Below are 20,867 nucleotides of genomic sequence, written 5' to 3'. Positions count from 1 at the left end.
CCCATTGCCGCTCGACGAAGGTGCGGCAAGAGCAACCCGCTTGGGACGAAACAAGCGAGGCTTCCTCTTGCCACTGCGAGGCAGCCCGCTAGCTTCGCCGCAAAAGGGGGAACGTCATGGAAGAACGCGACGAATCGGCTCGTATGACGCCGTACGATCATCCCGTGATCGCGACGCTGGCGGGCGCGGCGTTGCTGGTGCTCGGCGCATTGCTGGTCCCACGGTTCGCGCCGCAACAGCCGCTGGCGGTGCTGCTCGGCGCGGGCGCAGGCTTCGCCTTGCTGTTCTGGGGAATCGGGTTCGCCGTGACGACGCGCTATTCGGCGCTGGCGTGGAAGCTCGGTTCGCTGGCGCTGCTGGTGATGGCGGGATTAGGCGCGGCGCTGATCGCCCACGCCCAGTACGAGACCATCGCGCGCGCCGATGCCAGCAGCTTCGCCGAGATCGAGTTCGGCCCCGGCGGGGCGGCGCAGGTTCCGGCCGGCGCCGCGTCGCGCGGGCCGATCTCGCGGCTGTTCGTCGCCGGCGTGACTGCCGACGCGCAGGCGCAGCGCGATTTCGGCGCCGCGTTCGGCAAATTGGGCGTGGCCAGCCTGACCAGCCCCTATCTGCTCGATCAGGACCCGCGCGCTCTGACGCAATGCGCCGCGATCGCGGATCTTCAGACGCAGGCGAAAGCGCAGGCGGCGGCGCGGGGCCAGCGCGCCAGGGACATTGCGGATGCGCTCGCGGCGGCAAATCTGCCTGCCAGGGCAAAGCAAGGCATCGCCACCATGGCGCGGGCGCGGCCCGCCGATACGAGCGAGGACCCTTTGCTCGCCAACCAGCTGGCGATGGCAGGCACGACCGCCGAGCTCTGCCGATTGCTGGCGAAACGCGGCTGGTTCAACAATGGCGGCTATTTCGGCTTCCGCAACGGTGCCGACGAGACGCGCTTCCGCGCATTGGCCAGGCGCCGGATGGAGCTCGCCGGCGAAGCCGAGCGGATCGACCGCGCCGCGCGCGAACGCATGGCCGAGGGCCGCGAAATCGTCCGCGAGATGCTGAGCAAGTCGATCTTCGCAGGCAGCTGAGCGCTGGTCAGCCTTCGGGTCTGACCGGATTGGCCGCTTCGCCACCGACCACCGTGGCCCATGGCGCGATGCTCCAGCGCGTCACCAGCCCCTGCGCGACATAGGGGTCCGCCTGCGCAAAGGCGCGGGCGGCCGCGACATCGGTGAACAGCAGCAATGCCGATTCGACCGGATCGCCGACCGCGCCGCCGAGCAGCAATTCGCCGCGCTCGACCGCGGCCCAGGCGAGGCCGAGATGCGCGTCGCGATAGCGGGAACGCCGTTCGAGATAATCGGCCGCGAGTTCGTAGAAGAGCAGGAAATGGCTCATGCCGGCCTCCGCAGGACGAGAAAGAGATACGCCTCGATCAGCGCCAACGGGCCGAGCAAGGCAGCCACGCCGATCCAGCCGGCCCATGCATGGCCGAACGCGCCGACGCCATAAGCGAGGGTGGCGAGGCCCACGCCCATCGAGAACACGCCGATCCCCCGCCACATCGGCCCGATATGATAGCCGATCCAATATGCCCAGCGCCCCAGCGTCCAGATGATCGCAGTAGCGGCGACGATGCGGAGATCGCCAGCATGACGCGCGAGCAGGAAGAGCGCCGGAACGAACAAAGCCGCCTGTTCGAGCGTGTTCTGGAGATAGCGCTGGTTGACCGCCAGCCGCGACGAATCGGCGCCGGCGAGCGGATCGATCGAGGCATGGAACAGGCGCTCGTGCGCCACGGCCTCGATTCCCAGCGCCAGCGTGAGCAACAGCGCAGCCCCGCTGCACCCGAGCGCGAACTCCATCGGATCGCCGTGGATCGGCGGCAGCGCGCGGCACAGCGCGATCCATAGCAGCCCTGCCGGCGGGAGCGACAGCGCGACCGCCAATGCGATCTTGCCCCGCGGCGTCATCTCAATCGGCGAACAGCAGAACGGGGGTCTCGAGCAATTTGCGGAGCGCCTGGACGTAGCTGGCGGCATCCCAGCCGTCGACGACGCGATGGTCGCAGCTGATCGACAGGTTCATCAACTTGGCGCGGACGATCTCGTCGCCGTGGAAGATCGGCCGCTCGACGATCTTGTTGGGGCCGATGATCGCGACTTCGGGGCGGTTGATCACCGGAGTCGTCGCGATTCCGCCGAGCGGGCCGAGCGACGTGACGGTGAGCGTCGAGCCGCTGAGCTCCTCGCTCTTCGCCTTGCCGGTGCGCGCGGCCTCGGCGAGTCGGCCGATCTCGGCCGCGAGCTGCCAGACATTCTTGTCCTGCGCGTCGCGGATCACCGGGACCATCAGCCCCGCATCGGTCTGCGTCGCCATGCCGAGATGGACGCGGCCGTGGCGCGTGACCACGCCCGCTTCGTCGTCGTAGCGCGCGTTGATCATCGGGAAATCGGGGATGGTCCGGCAGATCGCAACGATCAGGAACGGCAGCATCGTCAATTTGGGGCGATTGCCGCGATTGGCGTTGAGGTCTCCGCGCATCGCCTCGAGCGCCGTGACGTCGATCTCGTCGACATAAGTGAAATGCGGGATCGCGCGCTTCGACGCCGCCATGTTCTCGGCGATGCGGCGGCGCATGCCGATGACCTTGACCGGTTCGTCCGCGCGGGCGCGGCTCGCATGCGGGGCGTGATAGCCCTGCCCCTGGCCGTAGCGGAGATAGGCGTCGAGATCCGCATGGCGGAGACGGTCGCCTTCGGCCTTCACGGCGCCGAGATCGATCCCGAGATCGCGCGCGCGGGCGCGGACTGCGGGGGAGGCGAGGACATGCCTTTCTTCTCCCCTCCCTTCCAGGGAGGGGCTGGGGGTGGGTTGGCTGGCGGCGGGGCTAGATGCCCCGGCGTCAGCCTTTGGCGCAGGCGGTGCCGGCTCGCTTGCGCTCGCACCCACCCCCGGCCCCTCCCTTGCAGGGAGGGGAGTCTGTCCAGCCACGTCCTCGACGCCCGGATTCTCGGCCTCGACCTGTTCCTCGACTTCTTCCGAAACCGGGGCAGCGTCCTCATCCTCATCGGTCTCGACCACCATCAGCGCCGAGCCGATCGCGACCTGATCGCCGACTTCGCCGGCGAGTTCGACCACCACGCCCGAAACCGGCGATTCCATCTCGACCGTCGCCTTGTCGGTCATCATGTCGGCGACCTGCTGGTCTTCCTCGACACGCTCGCCGACGCGCACGTGCCATGCGACGATCTCGGCCTCGGCGATGCCTTCGCCGATGTCCGGCAGGCGGAAGGTGAAGCGGGCCATCAATGCACTCCGTTCGTGTCGAGCGAAGTCGGGACACATTGGCGTATGGCCGGGCTTCCGTTTCTCGACTTCGCTCGAAACGAACGGAAGGGGTTGGACATCATCAGTCCTTCAGAAGTTTCTTGAGCGCCTCGCCGATGCGCACCGGGCCGGGGAAATAGGCCCATTCGAGGCTGTGGGGATAAGGTGTGTCGAAGCCGGTGACGCGCTCGATCGGCGCTTCGAGGTGATAGAAGCAGCGCTCCTGGACCAAAGCCGAGAGCTCGGCGCCGAAGCCGCCGGTGCGGGTCGCCTCATGGACGATCATGCAGCGGCCGGTCTTCTTGACCGATGTCTCGATCGCTTCGATGTCGAGCGGCACCAGCGTGCGCAGGTCGATGATCTCGGCGTCGACGCCCAGTTCCTCGATCGTGCTGGCGACGACATGGACCATCGTTCCGTAGCAGAGGATCGTCACCGCCTCGCCTTCGCGCACCGTCGCCGCTTTGCCCAGTTCGACGCGGTAATGGCCCTCGGGCACGTCCGCGCCGGGGTGATCGGCCCAGGTCTTGGCCGGGCGATCATAATGGCCGTGGAACGGGCCGTTATAGATCCGCTTGGGCTCGAGGAAGAGGACGGGATCATTGTCCTCGATCGCCGCGATCAGCAGGCCCTTGGCGTCGTAGGGCGTCGACGGGATCACCGTCTTGATGCCGGAGACATGGGTGAAGATGCCTTCGGGCGACTGGCTGTGCGTCTGGCCGCCGAAGATGCCGCCGCCATAAGGCGAACGCACCGTGATCGGCGCGGTGAAGTCCGCCGCCGAGCGATAGCGCAGCCGTGCCGCTTCGGAGACGAGCTGGTCGAGCGCGGGATAGATATAGTCGGCGAACTGGATCTCGGGGACCGGGCGCAGGCCGTATGCGCCCATGCCGATCGCCACGCCGATGATGCCGATCTCGGTGATCGGGGTATCGAAGACGCGGGTCTTGCCGAATTTCGCCTGCAGCCCTGCCGTCGCGCGGAAGACGCCGCCGAAATAGCCGACATCCTCGCCCATCACGACGACGTCGGGATCGCGCGCCATCATCACGTCCATCGCGGAGTTGATTGCCTGGATCATGTTCATGCGGGTGGCGGCGCCCGCTTCGTTCGCGGCACTCATATCCCTGCCGCCTTGCGCTCGGCGATCATCTGTTCGGACTGTTCCCTGAGATGCCACGGCATCTCCTCGAACACGCCCTCGAACATCGTCTCGAAGGGCTGATGCATGCCATGGCCGAGAATGCCGTTCTTCTCCGCTTCCTTCTGCGCGCGCTTCACTTCCTCGGCGAGTTCGAGATCCTGCGCGGCGTGGCGTTCCTCGTCCCATTCGCCGAGCGCGATCAGATGCTCCTTCAGCCGCCGGACCGGATCGCCGAGCGGCCACGCATTGGGTTCGCCCGCTGATCGATAGGCGGTAGGATCGTCCGAGGTGGAGTGTCCCTCGGCACGATAGGTGAAATGCTCGATCAGGGTCGGGCCCTGATTGGTCCGCGCGCGCTCGGCCGCCCATTGGGTGGCAGCGTAGACTGCGAGCGCATCGTTGCCGTCGATGCGCAGCGCGGCGATGCCATAGCCGACCGCGCGCGCCGCGAAGGTCGTCGCCTCGGCGCCGGCAAAGCCCGAAAAGCTGCTGATCGCCCATTGATTGTTGACGACGTTGAGGATGACCGGCGCCTTGTAGACCGTTGCGAAGGTCATCGCCGAGTGGAAGTCGCCCTCGGCGGTCGAGCCTTCGCCGCACCAGGTCGCAGCGATGCGGGTGTCGCCCTTGGCCGCGCTCGCCATCGCCCAGCCGACCGCCTGCGGATATTGCGTCGCCAGATTGCCCGAGATCGAGAAGAAGCCGTGATCCCTGGCCGAATACATGATCGGCAGCTGGCGCCCCTGCAGCGGATCGCCCTTGTTCGAATAGATCTGGTTCATCATCGTGACGAGGGGATAGCCCCGCGTGATCAGGATCCCCTGCTGACGATAGGAGGGGAAGCACATGTCGTCGCCGGCCAGCGCCATCGTCGCGGCGACCGACACCGCCTCCTCGCCGGTCGACTTCATGTAGAAGCTGGTCTTGCCCTGCCGCTGGGCACGGAACATGCGCTCGTCGAACGCGCGCACCATCGCCATCGCGCGCAGCATCTTGCGCAACGCCTCGGGGTCGAGTCGCGGGTTCCACGGGCCGACCGCCTGGCCCGATTCGTCGAGCACGCGGACGAGGGAGTAAGCGAGCTCGTGGAAGCTGCTGGCAGGCTCCGCGGTGTCCGGCCTGCGCGCCGAACCGGCGGGCGGAACGTCGACATCGCTGAAATCGGCCTCGTCGCCGGGACGGAATTTCGGTTCCGGCACGTGCAGCGAGAGCGGCGGCAAATTGGCGCGCGGCGCGTCCATGATCTCTCCGAATTGCGGACCGTGTCGCTCGGAGAACGCACGGACCCGGTTTCCGGACGCTTGTTATAAAATTTCAAAAGCCTTGTCGAGTAGGTCAGCAGGGCTGACCTGAAATTGGTTACATCAGTGACGGAAATGCCGCATTCCGGTGAACAGCATCGCGAGACCGGCCGCGTCGGCAGCGGCGATCACCTCGTCGTCACGGATCGATCCGCCGGGCTGGATCACCGCGGTGGCGCCGGCCTCGACGGCGGCGAGCAAGCCGTCGGCGAAGGGGAAGAACGCGTCCGAAGCAACCGCCGAGCCGATCGTGCGCGGCTGCGCCCAGCCGGCTTTCCCTGCGGCATCCTTCGCCTTCCACGCGGCGATTCGCGCCGACTCGAGCCGGTTCATCTGGCCCGCGCCGATTCCGGCGGTGCTCCCGCCGCTGGCATAGACGATCGCATTGGACTTGACGTGCTTGGCGACGGTCCATGCGAACCGGCAGTCGGCGAGCTCCTGCCCGGTCGGCGCGCGCTTCGTCACGACCCTGAGGTCGGCGTCGCTGATGATGCCATTGTCGCGCGACTGGATCAGGAATCCGCCGGCGATCGACTTCATCACCCGGCCGCGGCGCGCCGGATCGGGCAGTTCGCCGGTGAGCAGCAGCCGGAGATTCTTCTTGCGGGCGAAGACCGCGCGCGCGGCGTCGTCGGCATCGGGCGCCACCACCACTTCGGTGAAGATCCCCGAGATCGCCTCTGCGGTGGCTTCGTCGAGCGGCCGGTTGACGGCGATGATCCCGCCGAACGCGGAGACGGTGTCGCAGGCGAACGCAGCCTTATATGCCTCGATCAGCGAGTCGCCGGTCGCGACGCCGCACGGATTGGCATGCTTGACGATCACCACCGTCGGCGGGCCATCGCGGAACTCGCTGACCAGTTCGAGCGCGGCATCGGCGTCGTTGTAATTGTTGTAGCTGAGCTCCTTGCCCTGGATCTGCCGCGCCTGGGCGATGCCGTTCACCCCGCTGGCGGCCTGGGTGTAGAGCGCGGCGATCTGGTGCGGGTTCTCGCCATAGCGCAATTCGGCCTGCTTGATCATCGGCACCGCCACGCGCTCGGGGAAGCGCTCGCTTTGGTCGACATGCGCGAACCAGCCGGCGATCGCCGAATCATAGGCGGCGGTGGCGGCATAGGCCTTGGCGGCGAATTTCCGGCGCTGGTCGAGCGTCGTGCTGCCGCCCTGGACGAGCGGATAATCGGCGGGGTCGGTGAGGATCGCGACCGATTCGTGGTTCTTCGCGGCGGAACGCACCATCGAGGGACCGCCGATATCGATATTCTCGATGATCTCCTCGCGGCCGGCACCGCGCGCGACGGTCTGGGCGAAGGGATAGAGGTTGACCACCACCAGATCGATCGCGCCGATATCGTGCTCGGCCATCGAGGCGAGGTGCTCCGGATTGCCGCGCACCGCGAGCAGCCCGCCATGGACCTTGGGGTGGAGCGTCTTGACCCGGCCGTCCATCATCTCGGGGAAACCGGTGAGATCGGAGATGTCGGCTACTGCGAGGCCGGCATCGCGAAGCGCCTTGGCGGTGCCTCCGGTGGAAACCAGCTCGACGCCCTGGGCGGCGAGCGCCTGGCCGAGTTCGACGATTCCGGTCTTGTCGGAGACCGAAAGGAGCGCGCGCTTGATGGTGACCTGATCCATGGCCGGGCGCTGTACGGATCGCACCACGGCTTGCAACCCCTTTACGCATTCTCCCGCCGACGCGGGTACAGGCGACGGTTATTTGGCGCGGTGGAACAGCCAGCTGACATTCGCGCCGCCCGCCGGGCTCGCCCCGGTGACGACCAGTTGCTGGCTGGCGAGCGGGCGGCCCCGCGCGTCGATCCACACGCTGTCCTCGACCGCGAGGCTGCCGCCCTTGCAGCGGAACTGCCAGAGATGCCCCGAGGCGGTGCGCAGGATCGCCGCTAGACCATCGGCGGTGGGGGTGACCTCGACCTGCGGGTGCAGATGGAAGCGCGCCGCGAACACCGTCGGCGCCTTGTGCTTGCGACGATCCGCCGGGAGCAGCATGTCCTCGCCGCGCACGTCCCTACCGTCGGGCGACATGGCAAGGACGCGGCGATGCAGATAGCCGAAGCGGCGGACATAGCCGTCATGGCTGGCCTCGATCCGGCTGGCGGCATCGGTCTCGTGGCGCACCAGCTCGACTTCGACCACGCCGCGGCCGAGCGTGCCGTCGGCATGGATCGCCGTCGAATTGCTGTTGCTCAGCACCAGAGTCGAATGCGCGGCGGTAGTGCGGAGGCCCTCGGTGAGGGCAGGCGGCACCTTGGCGTGCGCCGCGCGCGCGCCGCCGCAATTGACGACGAGGCGGTCGGGCCCGTCGGAAAGCTCGAAGGCGAGCGTCGAGGCGCAGCCGCCTTCGACCAGCCGGGCGAGCGGCGGCGGAGCGACGTCCATGACCAGCACGCTCTGCCCCTGCGACAGGCGCTGATAGCCCCATTCGCGCGCCTGCTTGAGCGGCCGGGTGCGCACGCCGGTCGCTTCGATCAATTGTTCGACGACCTCGCCCGCGACCGGGCCCGAGCCCTGCCAGCTCGAGAGCCCCTTGTCGCCGTGGCAGAGCCCGAGCAGCGCCGTGATCATGCGGTTGCGCGTCGCCTCGATGAACGCGGGCGCCTCGAGCCGGCGCGCGGCATAGGCCTCGCCGAGGATCGTGAGGAACTGGATCGAATCGATCTGCGCGGCGGGCGAGCGGGTGACGCTGCCGCCATCTTCGAACACCGATTGCTCGAGCGCGCGCCGCAGGCCGCTTTCGCCGTACGCCCGGCGCGGATCGCCGCCCGGCATCGACAGCCCGGCAACCAGCACGCCCGCCCAGGCGCCGATCGAGGCCGAACCCGGCTGGACACGATTCGCGCCGCGATCGAGATGCCGCGCCCCGCGGGCCAGCGCGTGGAGCACGCTGGAGCGATAGACCAGATCGGTCGAGGACAGGATCAGCGGCGCATGCGCGGTCCAGAACAGGATGCGGCGGCCCCATATATCCGCGCGCCATGCGGTTTCGGACACTTTCTCGCCATGCGCCGCGAGCCAGCGCCGCATGATCTCCTCGGCGATCGGCACCCCCTGCGCCCGGGTGGCGACGCTGGACAGGTCGCGCAGCCAGGCGAAACTCTGGAGATGGTCGCCGAAAGCCGGCGACCAATCGGGCGCGGCGAAATCGAGCGACTCGATCCGGCGGTCCTCGCCGCGAAAGCGGACCACCCCGTCGAGCAGGGCATTGCCGCGATTGGCGTCGCCGAAGAACGGATCGTCGGGGACCGCGATCAGCTTGAGCGGATGGCGGCCGCGCAGCCGCATCGCGTGGAGCGGCGTGCCCCAGGTCAGCCGCTGGAAGCGCTCGGAAATCCGCTCGGCGAGGCTCAGCCCGCGGTCGCCGCCGGTACGGATGAGCCGCTTGCCTTCCTCGACTCCGTCGGCGTCGGACCCGGGCGGCGAATTCTTCATCCGCCTCTCAGCGCGGCGATGTTGGCGGCATAATGATCGGGGCCGCCGGTAAAGGTCGCGGTGCCGGCGACGAGCGCGTCGGCGCCCGCGGCGATCACCCGCGGGGCAGTGTCGCGGTCGACTCCGCCATCCACCTCGAGATCTATCGCGCGGCCCGATTCGGTGATCCGGCGGCGCAATTCGGCGATCTTGGGAAGTTGGCTCTCGATGAACTTCTGCCCGCCAAAGCCGGGATTGACGCTCATCACGAGGATCAGGTCGACCATGTCCATGACGTGATCGACGACATCCACGGGGGTGGCGGGGTTGAGCACCACGCCCGCGCGCTTGCCGAGCGCCTTGATCGTCTGGAGCGTGCGATGGAGATGCGGGCCCGATTCAGGATGCACCGAGATCGTGTCGGCCCCGGCATCGGCGAAGGCGGCGAGCAGGGGATCGACCGGCGCGATCATCAGATGGACGTCGAACGGCTTCGCGGTGTGCGGGCGGAGCGCCTTGATGACGCCGGGGCCGATCGTGATGTTGGGGACGAAATGCCCATCCATGACGTCGACATGGATCCAGTCGGCCCCGGCGGCATCGATCGCGCGGATCTCCTCGCCGAGCCTGGCGAAGTCGGCAGAGAGGATCGAGGGGGCAATGCGAACTTCGGACATACCGAATGCTCTAGCATGGCATGATTCGCACGCAACCGGGCTTCACGTCACGCGAAGTATCGATCAGGAACGGCGCAGCCTGGCGATGAAGAAGCCATCGAGCCCCCCCGCTTCGGCCAGCGCACCGGGGAGCAGCCGCAGAGTGCCGTCGTCCCGCGGCGAGACGCCCCGGGGCAATTCGTCGTCGGCGATCGGTGCGATCTCGAATCCGGAATGTTTGGCGAGGAAACGTTCGAGCTGGGCTTCGCCTTCCCGCGGCTCGAGCGAGCAGGTCGAGAAGACCAAAGTCCCGCCCGGCTTCACCCATTCGGCGGCGCGCGCGAGCAGGCGCGACTGGAGTTCGGCCATCTCGTTGATCAGCGACGGACGCACGCGATGCAGTACGTCGGGATGCCGGCGGAAAATGCCGGTGGCGCTGCACGGCGCATCGAGCAGCACGGCGTCGGCGGGAGCCGGAGGTTGCCATGTGAGCAAATCGGCGGCGACCACTCGCGCCGTAAGGCCGGTGCGCTCGAGATTTTCGTGAAGTCGCGCAAGACGACTTTCCGAAAGGTCGACCGCGGTCACTGCCCAGCCTGCGGCGGCGAGCTGCAGCGTCTTGCCCCCCGGCGCGGCGCACAAATCGAGCGCGGTGCCGTTACCCCTGCCGATCAGCCGTGCCGGAATCGATGCGGCGAGGTCCTGCACCCACCAATCGCCTTCGGCATATCCCTCGATCCCGGTGACCGAGGCCTTTTCGTCGAGGCGGAGATGGCCGGGAAACAGGCTGGTGCCGGGCAGATCGGGCGCGCGACCGGGATCGCGCAAGGTCAGGTCGAGCGGCGGCGGCACCGCGATCGCGCGCTCGGCATCCTCGATCATCTGGTCGCCCCACGCCGCGTGCCAGCGCAGCGCCACCGGATCGGGCAGCGTCGGCGGCTCGGGCAATGTCGCACCCTGGCGCAGCAAGGTGCCGAACACGCCATGGACCAGCTTCCGGGGTCCGCCATCGACCAAAGGCAGCACCGTGGAAATAGCGGCATGACCGGGGGTGCCGAGCGAAAGCGCCTGGACGAGCGCGATGCGCAGCGCGAACCGTGGCTTGGCGTCCTCGGGCAAGTCGCGCTGGGTCGCCGAATCGATCAGCGCGTCGAGATCGGGCAGCCGGCGCAGCGCCTCGGCAGCAATGGCATGGGCGAGGCCGCGATCATTGGGAGCGAGGCCCTGCGCCGCCGAATCGAGCGCCTGTTCGAGCGCGAGGCCGCGGCGGAGCACCGCATCGAGCAATTTGAGCGCGGCGCGGCGCGCGGGGACGCCGGGAGCGTCGGGCTCTTGACCGCTCGGGCGGCGGGGACGATTGGGGGCTCTGTTCATTGGAGCCAGTGCCATGGGCCAGCGCCCGAGCCATGTGAAGCCCCCGCAGCACCTGTCGAAGAGCCCGCCGGTGCCCAAACCCGCCCCCGCGGCACCGGCGACCGACCCGCTCGACCCCACCCGCTATGGCGATTGGGAGCGGAAAGGCGTGGCAGTCGACTTCTAGTCGCCGAGCGCGGCGAGCAGTTTCTGCACGGTGTTCCAGTTGCGCCCGGTATTGGCCTGCGACAGCCTGGCCTTTTGCATCACCGGGATCAGGCTCGATCGGCCTTGGCCGTCGGGGAAATCGGTGAACAATTCGCGACCGATCACCACCATCCGCTCGGGGCCGTCATAGCTTGCCGCGAGCTTTTCGATCGCCGCCTCGTCGACCGGATCGCGGTGGAAGCTGACCACCAGAAAGCTCGGCCGGTCGCGCGCTTCGTCGGGAAACGGATTGGCTTCGACCAGTCCGGCGAGCTCGGCGCGGTTGCGGACGAAGACCTCGGACTTGAGCCCGGTCGCCTTTTCGAGCGCGGCATGCAGATCGCGTTCGAGCGCTTCGGGCTTCGCGTCGCCCGCCTCGAACACGACATTGCCCGAGGCGAGGATCGTCTTGACATGGGTGAAGCCCATCCCCTCGACCACGCCCTTCAGTTCGGCCGATTTGAGCTGGCGCTTGCCGAGATTGATCCCGCGCAGCATCGCCGCCCACTTCATTGCGCTTCCTCGCGCAACGGTCGGGCGAGCAGTGCGCCGATCACGTCCTGCACCGCAGCACCTTCGAGCAATGCGTTGACCGCCTCGGTCACCGGCATGTCGACTCCCGCCTCGGCGGCGGCTTCGCGAAGCACCGGCGCCGTGAAGGCCCCCTCGGCGACGGTCTTGCGATCCGCCATCAGTTCGACAGCGCTTCTGCCCTGTCCGAGCCCGACCCCGAGCGAGAAATTGCGCGAATTGGTCGAGCTGCAGGTGAGGACGAGATCGCCGAGGCCCGACAGGCCAGTCAGCGTCTCGGCCTGTCCGCCGCGCGCGAGCCCGAACCGGGTCATCTCGGCGAAACCGCGCGCGATCAGGGCGGCGCGGGCATTGAGCCCGAGCCCGGCGCCTTCGACCACGCCGCAGGCGATCGCGAGGACGTTCTTGACCGCGCCGCCGATCTCGGCGCCGATCACGTCGGCCGAGCCATAGGTGCGGAAGGCCGGGCCGGCGAGGCGCTCGGCGAGGCGCGACCGCAGATCCTCGTCCTCGCAGGCGAGCGTGACCGCGGTCGGCTTTCCGGCGGCGACTTCGTGCGCGAAGGTCGGGCCCGAAAGCACCGCGATCGGCGCGTCGGGCGCGGCCTGATGCGCGACTTCGCCGACGAGGAGGCGCGTCCCCGCCTCGATCCCCTTGGCGCAGAGCACCAGTGGCGTGCTGCCGATCGGCGCCGCGCGCAGCACCGCGCGGACATGCTGGGCGGGGGCGACCACGAGCAAAGCGTCATGGCTGGCGAGATCGGCGAGATCGCCGGTCGCGCGGATGCTTTCCGAGAGCGGCACCCCGGCGAGGAAATGGTGATTCGCGTGCGCGGCATTGACGCTCTCGACCACTTCGGGCTCGCGCGCCCACAAGGTGACCGGCGCGCCGCCGCGCGCCGCCACCTGCGCGAGCGCCGTGCCCCATGCGCCGCCGCCAATCACCCCGATCCTCATGCCTTCACTCCCGCGCCGCGCACCTTCTCCGCACCGGGATCGAGCGGCCAGCGCGGCCGCGCCGGGAAATCGAGCGGATCGGTGAGGCCCGCGGCAAGGCGCTCGGCGCCGGCCCAGGCGATCATTGCGGCATTGTCGGTGCACAACCACAAAGGCGGCGCGACGAAGCGCAGCCCGTGTTCGGCGGCAAGATCTTCGAGCGCGATGCGCACGCTGGCATTGGCGGCGACGCCGCCGGCGACGACCAGCGCAGTAGCCCGAACCGATCCGAGCGCGCGGCGGGTACGATCGATCAGACAATCGACCACGGCCTGCTGGAACGACGCCGCCAGATCCTGGGCACTGTACTGGCCGACGACCCGCGCCACCGCGCTCTTCAATCCGGCGAAGGAAAAATGCGGCTCGGCCGAGCCGAGCAACGGGCGAGGCAAGAGCACCGCTTTGGCGTCGCCCAGCGCCGCCGCCTTCTCGACCGCCGGGCCACCCGGGAAACCGAGCCCGAGCAGCTTGGCGGTCTTGTCGAAGGCCTCGCCCGCGGCATCGTCGATCGTGGTGGCGAGCCGGCGATAGGCGCCGACGCCTTCGACCAGCAGCAACTGGCAATGCCCGCCCGAAACGAGCAGCAGCAGATAGGGGAAAGCGAGATCGGGATCGCTGAGCCGCGGCGACAGGCCATGGCCTTCGAGATGGTTGACCGCGACCAAAGGCTTGCTGCTCGCCAGCGCAAGCGCCTTGCCGGTGACGAGGCCAACCATCACCCCGCCGATCAGGCCGGGACCAGCGGTGGCGGCGATCGCGTCGACCTCGGCCAGGGTCACCCCCGCTTCGGCCAGCGCCGCCTCGACCAAAGGCGCCATCACCTCGACATGCGCGCGCGCGGCGATCTCGGGGACGACGCCGCCATAGGGACGGTGCGCCGCCTCCTGCCCCGCGAGCTTGTGCGCGAGGATCTGCCGATCGCTGGTCACCAGCGCGGCGGCGGTTTCGTCGCAGCTCGATTCGAGGCCAAGGATCAGCGCCATTGCATCCAATTAGTCCACGGGGGCATTAGCACAAGCCATGCCCATCTTCCGTCTCGGCACCCGCGGCTCGCCGCTCGCCCTCACTCAAGCCCATATGGTGCGCGACGCGCTGGCCGCCGCGCACGCCATCGCGATCGACCAGATCGAGATCGTGCCGATCCGCACGACCGGCGATCGGATACAGGATCGCGCGCTCGCCGAGATCGGCGGCAAGGCGCTGTGGACCAAGGAACTCGACCGCGCCTTGCTCGACGGCGAGATCCATGCCGCCGTCCATTCGATGAAGGATGTCGAGACCGTCCGCCCCGCGGACATCGTCATCGCCGCGATGCTGCCGCGCGCCGATGTCTGCGACCGGCTGGTCGGCGCCGATTCGATCGACGCGCTTCGGCACGGTGCCGTGGTCGGCACCAGCTCGCCGCGGCGCGCCGCACAGATGCGGAAGCTTCGCCCCGATCTGAAGATCGTGCTGTTCCGCGGCAATGTCGACACGCGGCTCGCCAAGCTCGCCGCGGGGGAGGCGGATGCCACGCTGCTCGCCGCCGCGGGGCTCGATCGGCTTGGGCGTCATGACGTCGGAACCGCCATCCCCATCAACGTGATGCTGCCCGCACCGGCGCAGGGCGCGGTAGGGATCGAGTGCCGCGCCGAGGATCCGCATAGCCGCGCGATGCTGGCGAGGATCGACGATCCCGCGACGCATGCCTGCGTGCGCGCCGAGCGAGCGTTGCTCGCCGCGCTCGAGGCCGATTGCCACTCGCCGGTCGCGGCGCTGGCGACGATCGAGGGCGCGATCATGACCTTGCGCGCCGAATTGCTGTCGGAGGACGGCAGCGTCCATGTGCATGCGCAGGAAGCCGGCGCGCCGACCGATCCGGCGCTGCCGATCGCGGTGGCGCGCGACCTGCTGATCGGCGCCCCCGAAGCGATACGCCGGCTGTTCGGCGGATGAGTCGCGCGATCGCGGTGCTGCGGCCCGAGCCGGGCAATCGCGTGACCGCGGCCGCGATCGAGGCGCGCGGGCGCACCGCGATTCGCATGCCGCTGTTCGAGGTGAAGCCGCTGGCGTGGGAAGCGCCCGACGTCGCGGGCTTCGATGCCTTGATCCTGACCAGCGCCAATGCACTTCGCCACGGCGGCGCGGGGCTGGCCGCGCTGCATCGGCTGCCGGTCTACGCCGTGGGGGAGGCGACCGCCGAAGCGGCGTTGCGCAGCGGTTTCGGCGTTCGCCTCGTCAGTGACGAAGGCGCCGCTGCGCTGATCGCCCGCGCAGAAGCTGCCGGCGTACGGCATGCGCTGCACCTCGCCGGCCGCGAGCGAACGCTCGAAACGGGGGGGATCATCGCCGAAGTGATCGCAGTCTATGCCAGCGAACGCCGCACGCCGGACGAAGTCGCGCGACTCGCCGGCAGCATTGCGCTGGTGCAATCGGCGCGCAGCGGCGCGTGGCTGGCCGAACTCGCCGATGCACAGGGTCTCGACCGATCGCGCATTGCGCTGGTTGCGGTGAGCACCGCCGCGGCGGCAGCGGCCGGGCCCGGCTGGCAGCGAATCATCGTGCCCGGCGTGGCCAACGAGGCACTGATCGAGGCGGCAATCGCGCTGGCCGATTGACCGCGCGCGCAGGGCAGCGAATAAGGGGGCATGAGCGACGAGCCCCTCGCGCCGGAGCCGACCCGCGGCCCCGAGACGCGGTCCCCCTATCTCATTGGCGGCCTTGCCTTTGCTGGCGGCATCGCGGTGACTGCGGCCGCCTTCCAGCTGGCCGGCGGAATCGGCGCGCCGCATCCGGGGGCCGCGCCGACGCCGATCGAGGCGCCGCAGCCGCAGGCGAATCCCGCCGCGCCGCTGCCGCCGGGCACCGATATCGCGACGTTGAGCGCGCGCGAGCAGGAGCTTGCCGGCAAGCTCGACCAGCTCGAGTTGCGGCTGCGCGACATCAACGGCAGCGCACGCAACGCCTCGTCCTATGCCAGCCGCGCCGAGCGCTTGCTGATCACGGCGGCGGTTCGCCGGGCGATCGAGCGCGGGCAGCCGCTCGGGTCGCTCGAAGGCCAATTGCGCCAGCGTTTCTCCGAAACCCGCGGCGAGGCAGTGGGAATGATCCTGCGCGCCTCGGCCGAACCCGTCACCCTCGGCGATTTGCGGCTCGCGCTCGAGACGATCGCGCCGCGGCTCGCCAGCGGCGCCGACGACAGCATGTGGATGCGCGTGCGGCGCCTTCTCGGCGACCTCGTCGTGCTGCGCCAGGCCGCCTCGCCGAGCCCGCGCACCGCCGACCGGCTGCGCCGCGCGCGGCTCGCGCTCGACCATGGCGATGTCGAGACCGCGCTCGCCGAAGTCGTGCACATGCCCGGCGTGTCCAGCGCGGAGAGCTGGATCGTCGCGGCGCGGCGCTATATCGCGGCCCGGCAGGGGCTGCTCGAAATCGAACGGGACGCGCTCGAGGCGCCGTCCGCTGTGCCGCCGGCCGCGGGAACGCCCGCGCGCCCGGCTGCGACCTGAAGGAAGAGTTATGGCAGAGATGGGCCGGTTCGACTGGCAGGATCCGTTCGCGCTCGACGCGCAGCTGACCGACGAGGAGCGCATGGTGCAGGGCGCCGCGCGCGATTACGCGCAGGGCGAGTTGCTCCCCCGGGTGACCAGCGCGTTTCTCGACGAGCGCTTCGACCGCGAGATCATGGCCGAGATGGGCGCACTGGGGCTGCTCGGCCCGACGATTCCCGAAACCTATGGCGGCGCCGGGCTCGGCTATGTCGCTTATGGGCTCGTCGCGCGCGAGGTCGAGCGCGTCGATTCGGGCTATCGCTCGGCGATGAGCGTGCAATCGAGCCTCGTGATGCACCCGATCCATGCCTATGGCACCGAGGCGCAGAAGCGGAAATATTTGCCGAAGCTGGCGACCGGCGAATGGATCGGCTGTTTCGGGCTGACCGAGCCCGATGCCGGCTCCGATCCCGGCGGGATGCGCACCCGCGCCGAGAAAGTCGATGGCGGCTATCGCCTCACCGGCACCAAGATGTGGATCACCAACGCGCCGATCGCCGACGTCATGGTCGTCTGGGCCAAGTCCGATGCGCATGGCGGCGGCATCAAGGGCTTCGTGCTTGAGCGCGGGATGAAGGGCCTGTCGACGCCGAAGATCGATGGCAAGCTGTCCTTACGCGCCTCGGTGACCGGCGAGATCGTGATGGACGGCGTCGAGTTGAGCGAGGATGCCTTGCTCCCCGAAGTGCAGGGACTGCGCGGTCCGTTCGGCTGCCTCAACCGCGCACGCTACGGCATTGCGTGGGGGACGATGGGCGCCGCCGAGGCGTGCATGCACGCGGCGCGGCAATATACTCTCGATCGCGCCCAGTTCGGCAAGCCGCTGGCGGCGACGCAGCTCGTCCAGCTCAAGCTCGCCAATATGGAGACCGAGATCGCGCTCGGGCTGCAGGTGGCACTGCGCGCGGGGCGGATGTTCGACGAAGGGATTTTGAGTCCCGAGACGATCAGCATCATCAAGCGCAACAATTGCGGCAAGGCGCTCGATATCGCCCGGGTCGCGCGCGACATGCATGGCGGCAACGGCATCTCGGCCGAATTCCACGTGATGCGCCACGCGATCAACCTCGAGACGGTCAACACCTATGAGGGCACCCACGACGTCCACGGGCTGATCCTCGGCCGCGCCATCACCGGGATCGCAGCGTTCTGATGGAGCCCGAACGGCAGCCGGTTCTCGAAGGCACTTTGGTGCGGCTGCGTCCGATGACGGCGGAGGACCGCGAGGCGCTGTTCGCGATCGCCAGCGATCCGATGATCTGGGAAGCGCATCCCGCGCACGATCGCTGGCAGCGGCCGGTGTTCGATGCCTTTTTCGACGCCGGGCTGGATTCGGGCGGCGGATTGGTGATCGAGGATCGCGCGACCGGGGCCGTGATCGGATCGTCGCGCTACGACAATTGGAAGCCCGACGCGGACGAGATCGAGATCGGCTGGACCTATATCGCGCGCGCTTGCTGGGGCGGCGCCTACAACCGTGAGATCAAGCGTTTGATGCTCGACCACATCCACCGATTCGTGGCGACCGCCACGTTCATGGTCGGCGAGGGCAATATCCGCTCGCGCAAGGCGATGGCCAAGATCGGCGGCGTGCTGCGCCCCGGCATCGAGATGCGGCTGATGGCCGCCGAGATGAAGCCGCACGTCGTCTTCGAGATCCGCAGGCCGTGAAGCCGCTCGCCGGACTTCGGGTCGTCGAGCTGGCGCGAATCCTCGCCGGGCCGTGGTGCGGGCAGTTGCTCGCCGATCTCGGCGCGGAGGTGATCAAGGTCGAGCGTCCGGGCGCGGGCGACGACACGCGGCATTGGGGGCCGCCCTTTCTCCATGGACCCGACGGAGAAAATCGCGACGCGGCCTATTTCCACGCGACCAACCGCGGCAAGACGAGCCGCGCGATCGATATCGCCGCCGCCGAGGGGCAGGCCGAGGTCCGCGCGCTGATCGCCGAAGCCGACGTGGTGATCGAAAATTACAAGGTCGGCGGGCTGGTCAAATACGGGCTCGATCCCGCTGCGTTGCGCGCCGCACATCCGCGGCTGGTGGTCTGCTCGATCACCGGCTTCGGGCAGGACGGCCCCTATGCCCATCGCGCCGGATACGACTTCATCATCCAGGGCATGGGCGGGATCATGTCGCTGACCGGCGAACCGGGAGGCGATCCGCAAAAGGCCGGCGTCGCCTATGCCGACATCTTCACCGGGGTCTATTCGGCGGTGGCGATCCTCGCCGCGTTGCGACGTCGTGACGTCAGCGGCGAAGGCGCGCATATCGACATGGCATTGCTCGACACCCAGGTCGGCGTGCTCGCCAATCAGGCGCTCAACTGGATGGCCGATCCCGCCAGCGTGCCGCACCGGATGGGCAACGGCCACGTCAATCTGGTGCCCTATCAGGCGTTCGAGACCCGGGACGGCGCGCTGATCGTCGCGGTGGGCAATGATTCGCAATTCCGCAAATTGTGCACGGTACTCGGGCTCGGGCTGGGCGGCGATCCGCGCTTCGCGACCAATCCGGCGCGGGTGACCAATCGCGCGACGCTGATCCCGCTGATCGAGACGGCGATTCGCGGCTGGGCCAAGGCCGCGCTCTACGAAGCGCTCGAAGCGGCGGGCGTGCCCGCGGGACCGATCAACGCCGTCGACGAAGTGTTCGCCGATCCGCAGGTGCTGGCGCGCGGCATGCGGATCGAACGCGACGGGCTGCCGGGGCTGGCGAGCCCGATCGTGATCGACGGCGAGCGGATGGTCTCGGACCGGCCGAGCCCGAGGCGGCCCTAGCTTCTCCCCTCCCTTGAAGGGAGGGGAATTCTCAGGCCAGCCGCCGGATCAGTTCCTGCGCCGCGGCGGGCGCGCGGACCTTGCCGCCATGGATGAAGAAGATGAAGGTCTCGCGCGGCGTCGCCGGCGGCGCATCCTTGCTGAAATAGGGAAGACCCTCGGGCTGTCCGCCGCGCGCCCAGGTTTTCGCCGCCTCGGTCCAGCGCGGGAAGTCCTGTTCGGGATAGCAGAGCGGATTGTCGTCCTCGCCCGCTTCGAGCCGCGCATAGACGAAATCGCCGGTCACGTCGGCGATCGCCGGATATTGCGGCGAATCGGCATAGACGATCGCCACCCCCGCATCCCGGCACATCGCGACGAATTCGGGAACGTGGAAGCTGTCGTGCCGCACCTGCACCGCGTGGCGCAACTTGACTCCCGCCTCCTCGCGCGGAAGCAGCGCGAGAAAAGCGCGGAAATCCTCGGCGTCGAACTTCTTGGTCGCCATGAACTGCCAGAAGATCGGGCCGAGCTTGTCGCCGAGCTCGACCAGCCCCTGCGAGACGAATCGCTGGATCGATTCGCTCCCCTCGGCAAGCACCTTGCGGTTGGTGCAGAAGCGCGAGGCCTTGACGGTGTAGACGAAGCCCTCGGGCGCCGCCGCCGCCCAGCCGGCGAAGCTCGCGGGCTTGAAGGTCGAATAATAGGTGCCGTTGATCTCGATCGCGCGCAGCTGGCGCGCGGCATATTCGAGCTCCTTCTTCTGCGCGAGGCCCGGGGGATAGAAGGTCCCGCGCCACGGCTCGAAGGTCCAGCCGCCGATGCCGATTCGAATGGGTGCGTGTGCCATGGCACCGGTCTAGCCGAGAAAGCGCCGCCGGTCAGTCCCGGAAGCTGCGCCCGAACTCGGGTCCGAATTCAGGGAAGCCGCTTCCACGTCTGCGATTTGCAGATCACGCCGAACAGCACGCAGCCCTTGCCGACCATGGTATTCGAATCGGCGAAGCTGATCGTCCCCGAGAACGTCTTGCGGATATCCGGCACGAACACCTTGCCGCGCCATTTGCCGGTGCCGGCAGGCTCGAGATCGCGGAACAGCCGCGTGCCGATCAGGTTCGGCGTGCCGCCCTTGCGGGCATCGGCCTGCGCCTTTTCGCTCGCCCAGGTGACCGTGCCGCACAATTTGCCGTCGCATTTGTCGATGCGGACATGGACGCTGTTGCTCGGATTGCGCCATTCGGTGGCGAGCGGCGGTGCGGGCTCGTCGGCAAAGGCGGGAGCGGCGGTGAGCGCCAGCGCCGCGAACGCGACGGCCGGCAATTTCGACAGGACATACTTCATCACAGGCTCTCTCTCGAACACGCGGGATGGCTCCCGGGTGAACGGGAAAATCTGGAAACCGGAGATGTGACCTGGAAGGCGCGGATTTGTAAAATGGAATGTTGGTGGTCGCGCCGCGGCAAAGCCGCGTCGGTCGTCGCTTCGCGGCGCCGGCGAGCTTCTCGCAATTTCGTGTTCCAGCGTCGCTGGATCACGGCGAGAAGCTGGAGCGGGCGAAGGGATTCGAACCCTCGACCCCGACCTTGGCAAGGTCGTGCTCTACCCCTGAGCTACGCCCGCTCTGGCGTTCTGCCCCGTGCGACAAGCGCTTCG

The 20,867-nt window shown here is 68.4% G+C and carries 22 protein-coding genes and 1 tRNA gene; 8 read left to right on the top strand and 15 right to left on the bottom strand.

All coding sequences use genetic code 11. From position 1 onward, the window contains the following. Window positions 1-116 precede the first annotated feature (116 nt). Entirely contained in the window at window positions 117-1,073 is a 957-nt protein-coding gene (locus Q9Q95_RS16555) for a hypothetical protein (protein WP_306098246.1), read from the top strand. 7 nt (window positions 1,074-1,080) lie between these two features. Here the strand turns inward: Q9Q95_RS16555 and Q9Q95_RS16550 are convergent, their stop codons facing one another. From Q9Q95_RS16550 to Q9Q95_RS16510, 9 genes are all read right to left on the bottom strand, one after another. Next, window positions 1,081-1,383, bottom strand: a complete 303-nt coding sequence (locus Q9Q95_RS16550; RefSeq protein ID WP_306098245.1) for a YciI-like protein — start codon at window positions 1,381-1,383, stop codon at window positions 1,081-1,083. Then, window positions 1,380-1,958 (bottom strand): MAPEG family protein, encoded by a 579-nt coding sequence (locus Q9Q95_RS16545; protein ID WP_306098244.1) that lies wholly within the window; start codon window positions 1,956-1,958, stop codon window positions 1,380-1,382. The genes Q9Q95_RS16550 and Q9Q95_RS16545 overlap by 4 nt, the downstream gene beginning before the upstream one ends. Window position 1,959: 1 nt before the next feature. Continuing rightward, a complete protein-coding gene (locus Q9Q95_RS16540) occupies window positions 1,960-3,294 on the bottom strand; it encodes a dihydrolipoamide acetyltransferase family protein (RefSeq protein ID WP_306098243.1) in 1,335 nt (444 codons plus the stop codon). Between the two features lie 103 nt (window positions 3,295-3,397). Beyond that, a complete protein-coding gene (locus Q9Q95_RS16535; RefSeq protein WP_306098276.1) occupies window positions 3,398-4,402 on the bottom strand; it encodes an alpha-ketoacid dehydrogenase subunit beta in 1,005 nt (334 codons plus the stop codon). A gap of 32 nt (window positions 4,403-4,434) precedes the next feature. Then, window positions 4,435-5,700, bottom strand: a complete 1,266-nt coding sequence (locus Q9Q95_RS16530) for a 3-methyl-2-oxobutanoate dehydrogenase (2-methylpropanoyl-transferring) subunit alpha (RefSeq protein ID WP_306098242.1) — start codon at window positions 5,698-5,700, stop codon at window positions 4,435-4,437. A 123-nt stretch (window positions 5,701-5,823) separates the two neighbouring features. Continuing rightward, entirely contained in the window at window positions 5,824-7,395 is a 1,572-nt protein-coding gene (purH, locus tag Q9Q95_RS16525; RefSeq protein WP_306098241.1) for a bifunctional phosphoribosylaminoimidazolecarboxamide formyltransferase/IMP cyclohydrolase, read from the bottom strand. Between the two features lie 78 nt (window positions 7,396-7,473). Continuing rightward, on the bottom strand, window positions 7,474-9,207 hold the full coding sequence (locus Q9Q95_RS16520) for a heparinase II/III family protein (protein WP_306098240.1): 1,734 nt from the start codon (window positions 9,205-9,207) through the stop codon (window positions 7,474-7,476). Beyond that, window positions 9,204-9,863 (bottom strand): ribulose-phosphate 3-epimerase, encoded by a 660-nt coding sequence (rpe, locus tag Q9Q95_RS16515; protein ID WP_306098239.1) that lies wholly within the window; start codon window positions 9,861-9,863, stop codon window positions 9,204-9,206. The genes Q9Q95_RS16520 and rpe overlap by 4 nt, the downstream gene beginning before the upstream one ends. A 63-nt stretch (window positions 9,864-9,926) precedes the next feature. Continuing rightward, the gene (locus Q9Q95_RS16510; protein WP_306098238.1) at window positions 9,927-11,216 is read right to left on the bottom strand and encodes an RsmB/NOP family class I SAM-dependent RNA methyltransferase; all 1,290 of its coding nucleotides are present in this window, start codon (window positions 11,214-11,216) and stop codon (window positions 9,927-9,929) included. Between the two features lie 13 nt (window positions 11,217-11,229). On the opposite strand from Q9Q95_RS16510, the gene Q9Q95_RS16505 reads away from it, so the two are divergent. Continuing rightward, window positions 11,230-11,382 carry a DUF1674 domain-containing protein gene (locus Q9Q95_RS16505; protein WP_306098237.1) on the top strand — a complete coding sequence of 51 codons (153 nt, stop codon included), beginning with the start codon at window positions 11,230-11,232 and terminating at the stop codon, window positions 11,380-11,382. Here the strand turns inward: Q9Q95_RS16505 and Q9Q95_RS16500 are convergent. Genes Q9Q95_RS16500 through tsaD form a run of 3 tightly spaced genes read right to left on the bottom strand, consistent with a single transcriptional unit; the run spans window position 11,379 to window position 13,911 of the window. After that, entirely contained in the window at window positions 11,379-11,915 is a 537-nt protein-coding gene (locus Q9Q95_RS16500; protein ID WP_306098236.1) for a DUF1697 domain-containing protein, read from the bottom strand. The two genes, Q9Q95_RS16505 and Q9Q95_RS16500, sit on opposite strands and share 4 nt — an antisense overlap. Beyond that, window positions 11,912-12,889 (bottom strand): NAD(P)H-dependent glycerol-3-phosphate dehydrogenase, encoded by a 978-nt coding sequence (locus tag Q9Q95_RS16495; protein WP_306098235.1) that lies wholly within the window; start codon window positions 12,887-12,889, stop codon window positions 11,912-11,914. The genes Q9Q95_RS16500 and Q9Q95_RS16495 overlap by 4 nt, the downstream gene beginning before the upstream one ends. Continuing rightward, window positions 12,886-13,911: a tRNA (adenosine(37)-N6)-threonylcarbamoyltransferase complex transferase subunit TsaD gene (gene tsaD / locus Q9Q95_RS16490; RefSeq protein ID WP_306098234.1), complete on the bottom strand. Its 1,026-nt coding sequence runs from the start codon at window positions 13,909-13,911 to the stop codon at window positions 12,886-12,888. The genes Q9Q95_RS16495 and tsaD overlap by 4 nt, the downstream gene beginning before the upstream one ends. Before the next feature lie 37 nt (window positions 13,912-13,948). Between tsaD and hemC the strand changes: the two genes are divergently transcribed. From hemC to Q9Q95_RS16460, 6 genes are read left to right on the top strand one after another with little or no spacing between them, the layout of a single operon-like run. Continuing rightward, window positions 13,949-14,863, top strand: coding sequence for a hydroxymethylbilane synthase (gene hemC / locus Q9Q95_RS16485; protein WP_306098233.1), 915 nt, complete (start codon window positions 13,949-13,951; stop codon window positions 14,861-14,863). Continuing rightward, complete coding sequence (locus Q9Q95_RS16480) at window positions 14,860-15,525, top strand: uroporphyrinogen-III synthase (protein ID WP_306098232.1); 666 nt, start codon at window positions 14,860-14,862, stop codon at window positions 15,523-15,525. The genes hemC and Q9Q95_RS16480 overlap by 4 nt, the downstream gene beginning before the upstream one ends. A gap of 30 nt (window positions 15,526-15,555) precedes the next feature. After that, on the top strand, window positions 15,556-16,416 hold the full coding sequence (locus tag Q9Q95_RS16475; protein WP_306098231.1) for a hypothetical protein: 861 nt from the start codon (window positions 15,556-15,558) through the stop codon (window positions 16,414-16,416). A gap of 10 nt (window positions 16,417-16,426) precedes the next feature. Further along, window positions 16,427-17,611: an acyl-CoA dehydrogenase gene (locus Q9Q95_RS16470; RefSeq protein WP_306098230.1), complete on the top strand. Its 1,185-nt coding sequence runs from the start codon at window positions 16,427-16,429 to the stop codon at window positions 17,609-17,611. Further along, entirely contained in the window at window positions 17,611-18,129 is a 519-nt protein-coding gene (locus tag Q9Q95_RS16465) for a GNAT family N-acetyltransferase (RefSeq protein ID WP_306098229.1), read from the top strand. Before Q9Q95_RS16470 ends, Q9Q95_RS16465 begins: the two co-directional genes overlap by 1 nt. Beyond that, a complete protein-coding gene (locus Q9Q95_RS16460) occupies window positions 18,126-19,235 on the top strand; it encodes a CaiB/BaiF CoA-transferase family protein (protein ID WP_306098228.1) in 1,110 nt (369 codons plus the stop codon). The genes Q9Q95_RS16465 and Q9Q95_RS16460 overlap by 4 nt, the downstream gene beginning before the upstream one ends. Before the next feature lie 31 nt (window positions 19,236-19,266). Here the strand turns inward: Q9Q95_RS16460 and Q9Q95_RS16455 are convergent, their stop codons facing one another. The 3 genes from Q9Q95_RS16455 to Q9Q95_RS16445 form a co-directional block, all read right to left on the bottom strand. Then, a complete protein-coding gene (locus Q9Q95_RS16455) occupies window positions 19,267-20,064 on the bottom strand; it encodes a DUF72 domain-containing protein (protein ID WP_306098227.1) in 798 nt (265 codons plus the stop codon). Window positions 20,065-20,132: 68 nt separating this feature from the next. Next, window positions 20,133-20,555, bottom strand: a complete 423-nt coding sequence (locus Q9Q95_RS16450) for a DUF2147 domain-containing protein (protein ID WP_306098226.1) — start codon at window positions 20,553-20,555, stop codon at window positions 20,133-20,135. Window positions 20,556-20,759: 204 nt separating this feature from the next. After that, window positions 20,760-20,834 (bottom strand) — tRNA-Gly (locus tag Q9Q95_RS16445). Window positions 20,835-20,867 lie beyond the last annotated feature (33 nt).

Origin of the sequence: Sphingomonas sp. DG1-23 (assembly GCF_030730875.1) — a bacterium.
GTDB lineage: Bacteria > Pseudomonadota > Alphaproteobacteria > Sphingomonadales > Sphingomonadaceae > Sphingomonas.
The sequence above is the reverse complement of the archived record's forward strand: the minus strand, read 5'-3'. Positions and strand labels throughout refer to the sequence as shown.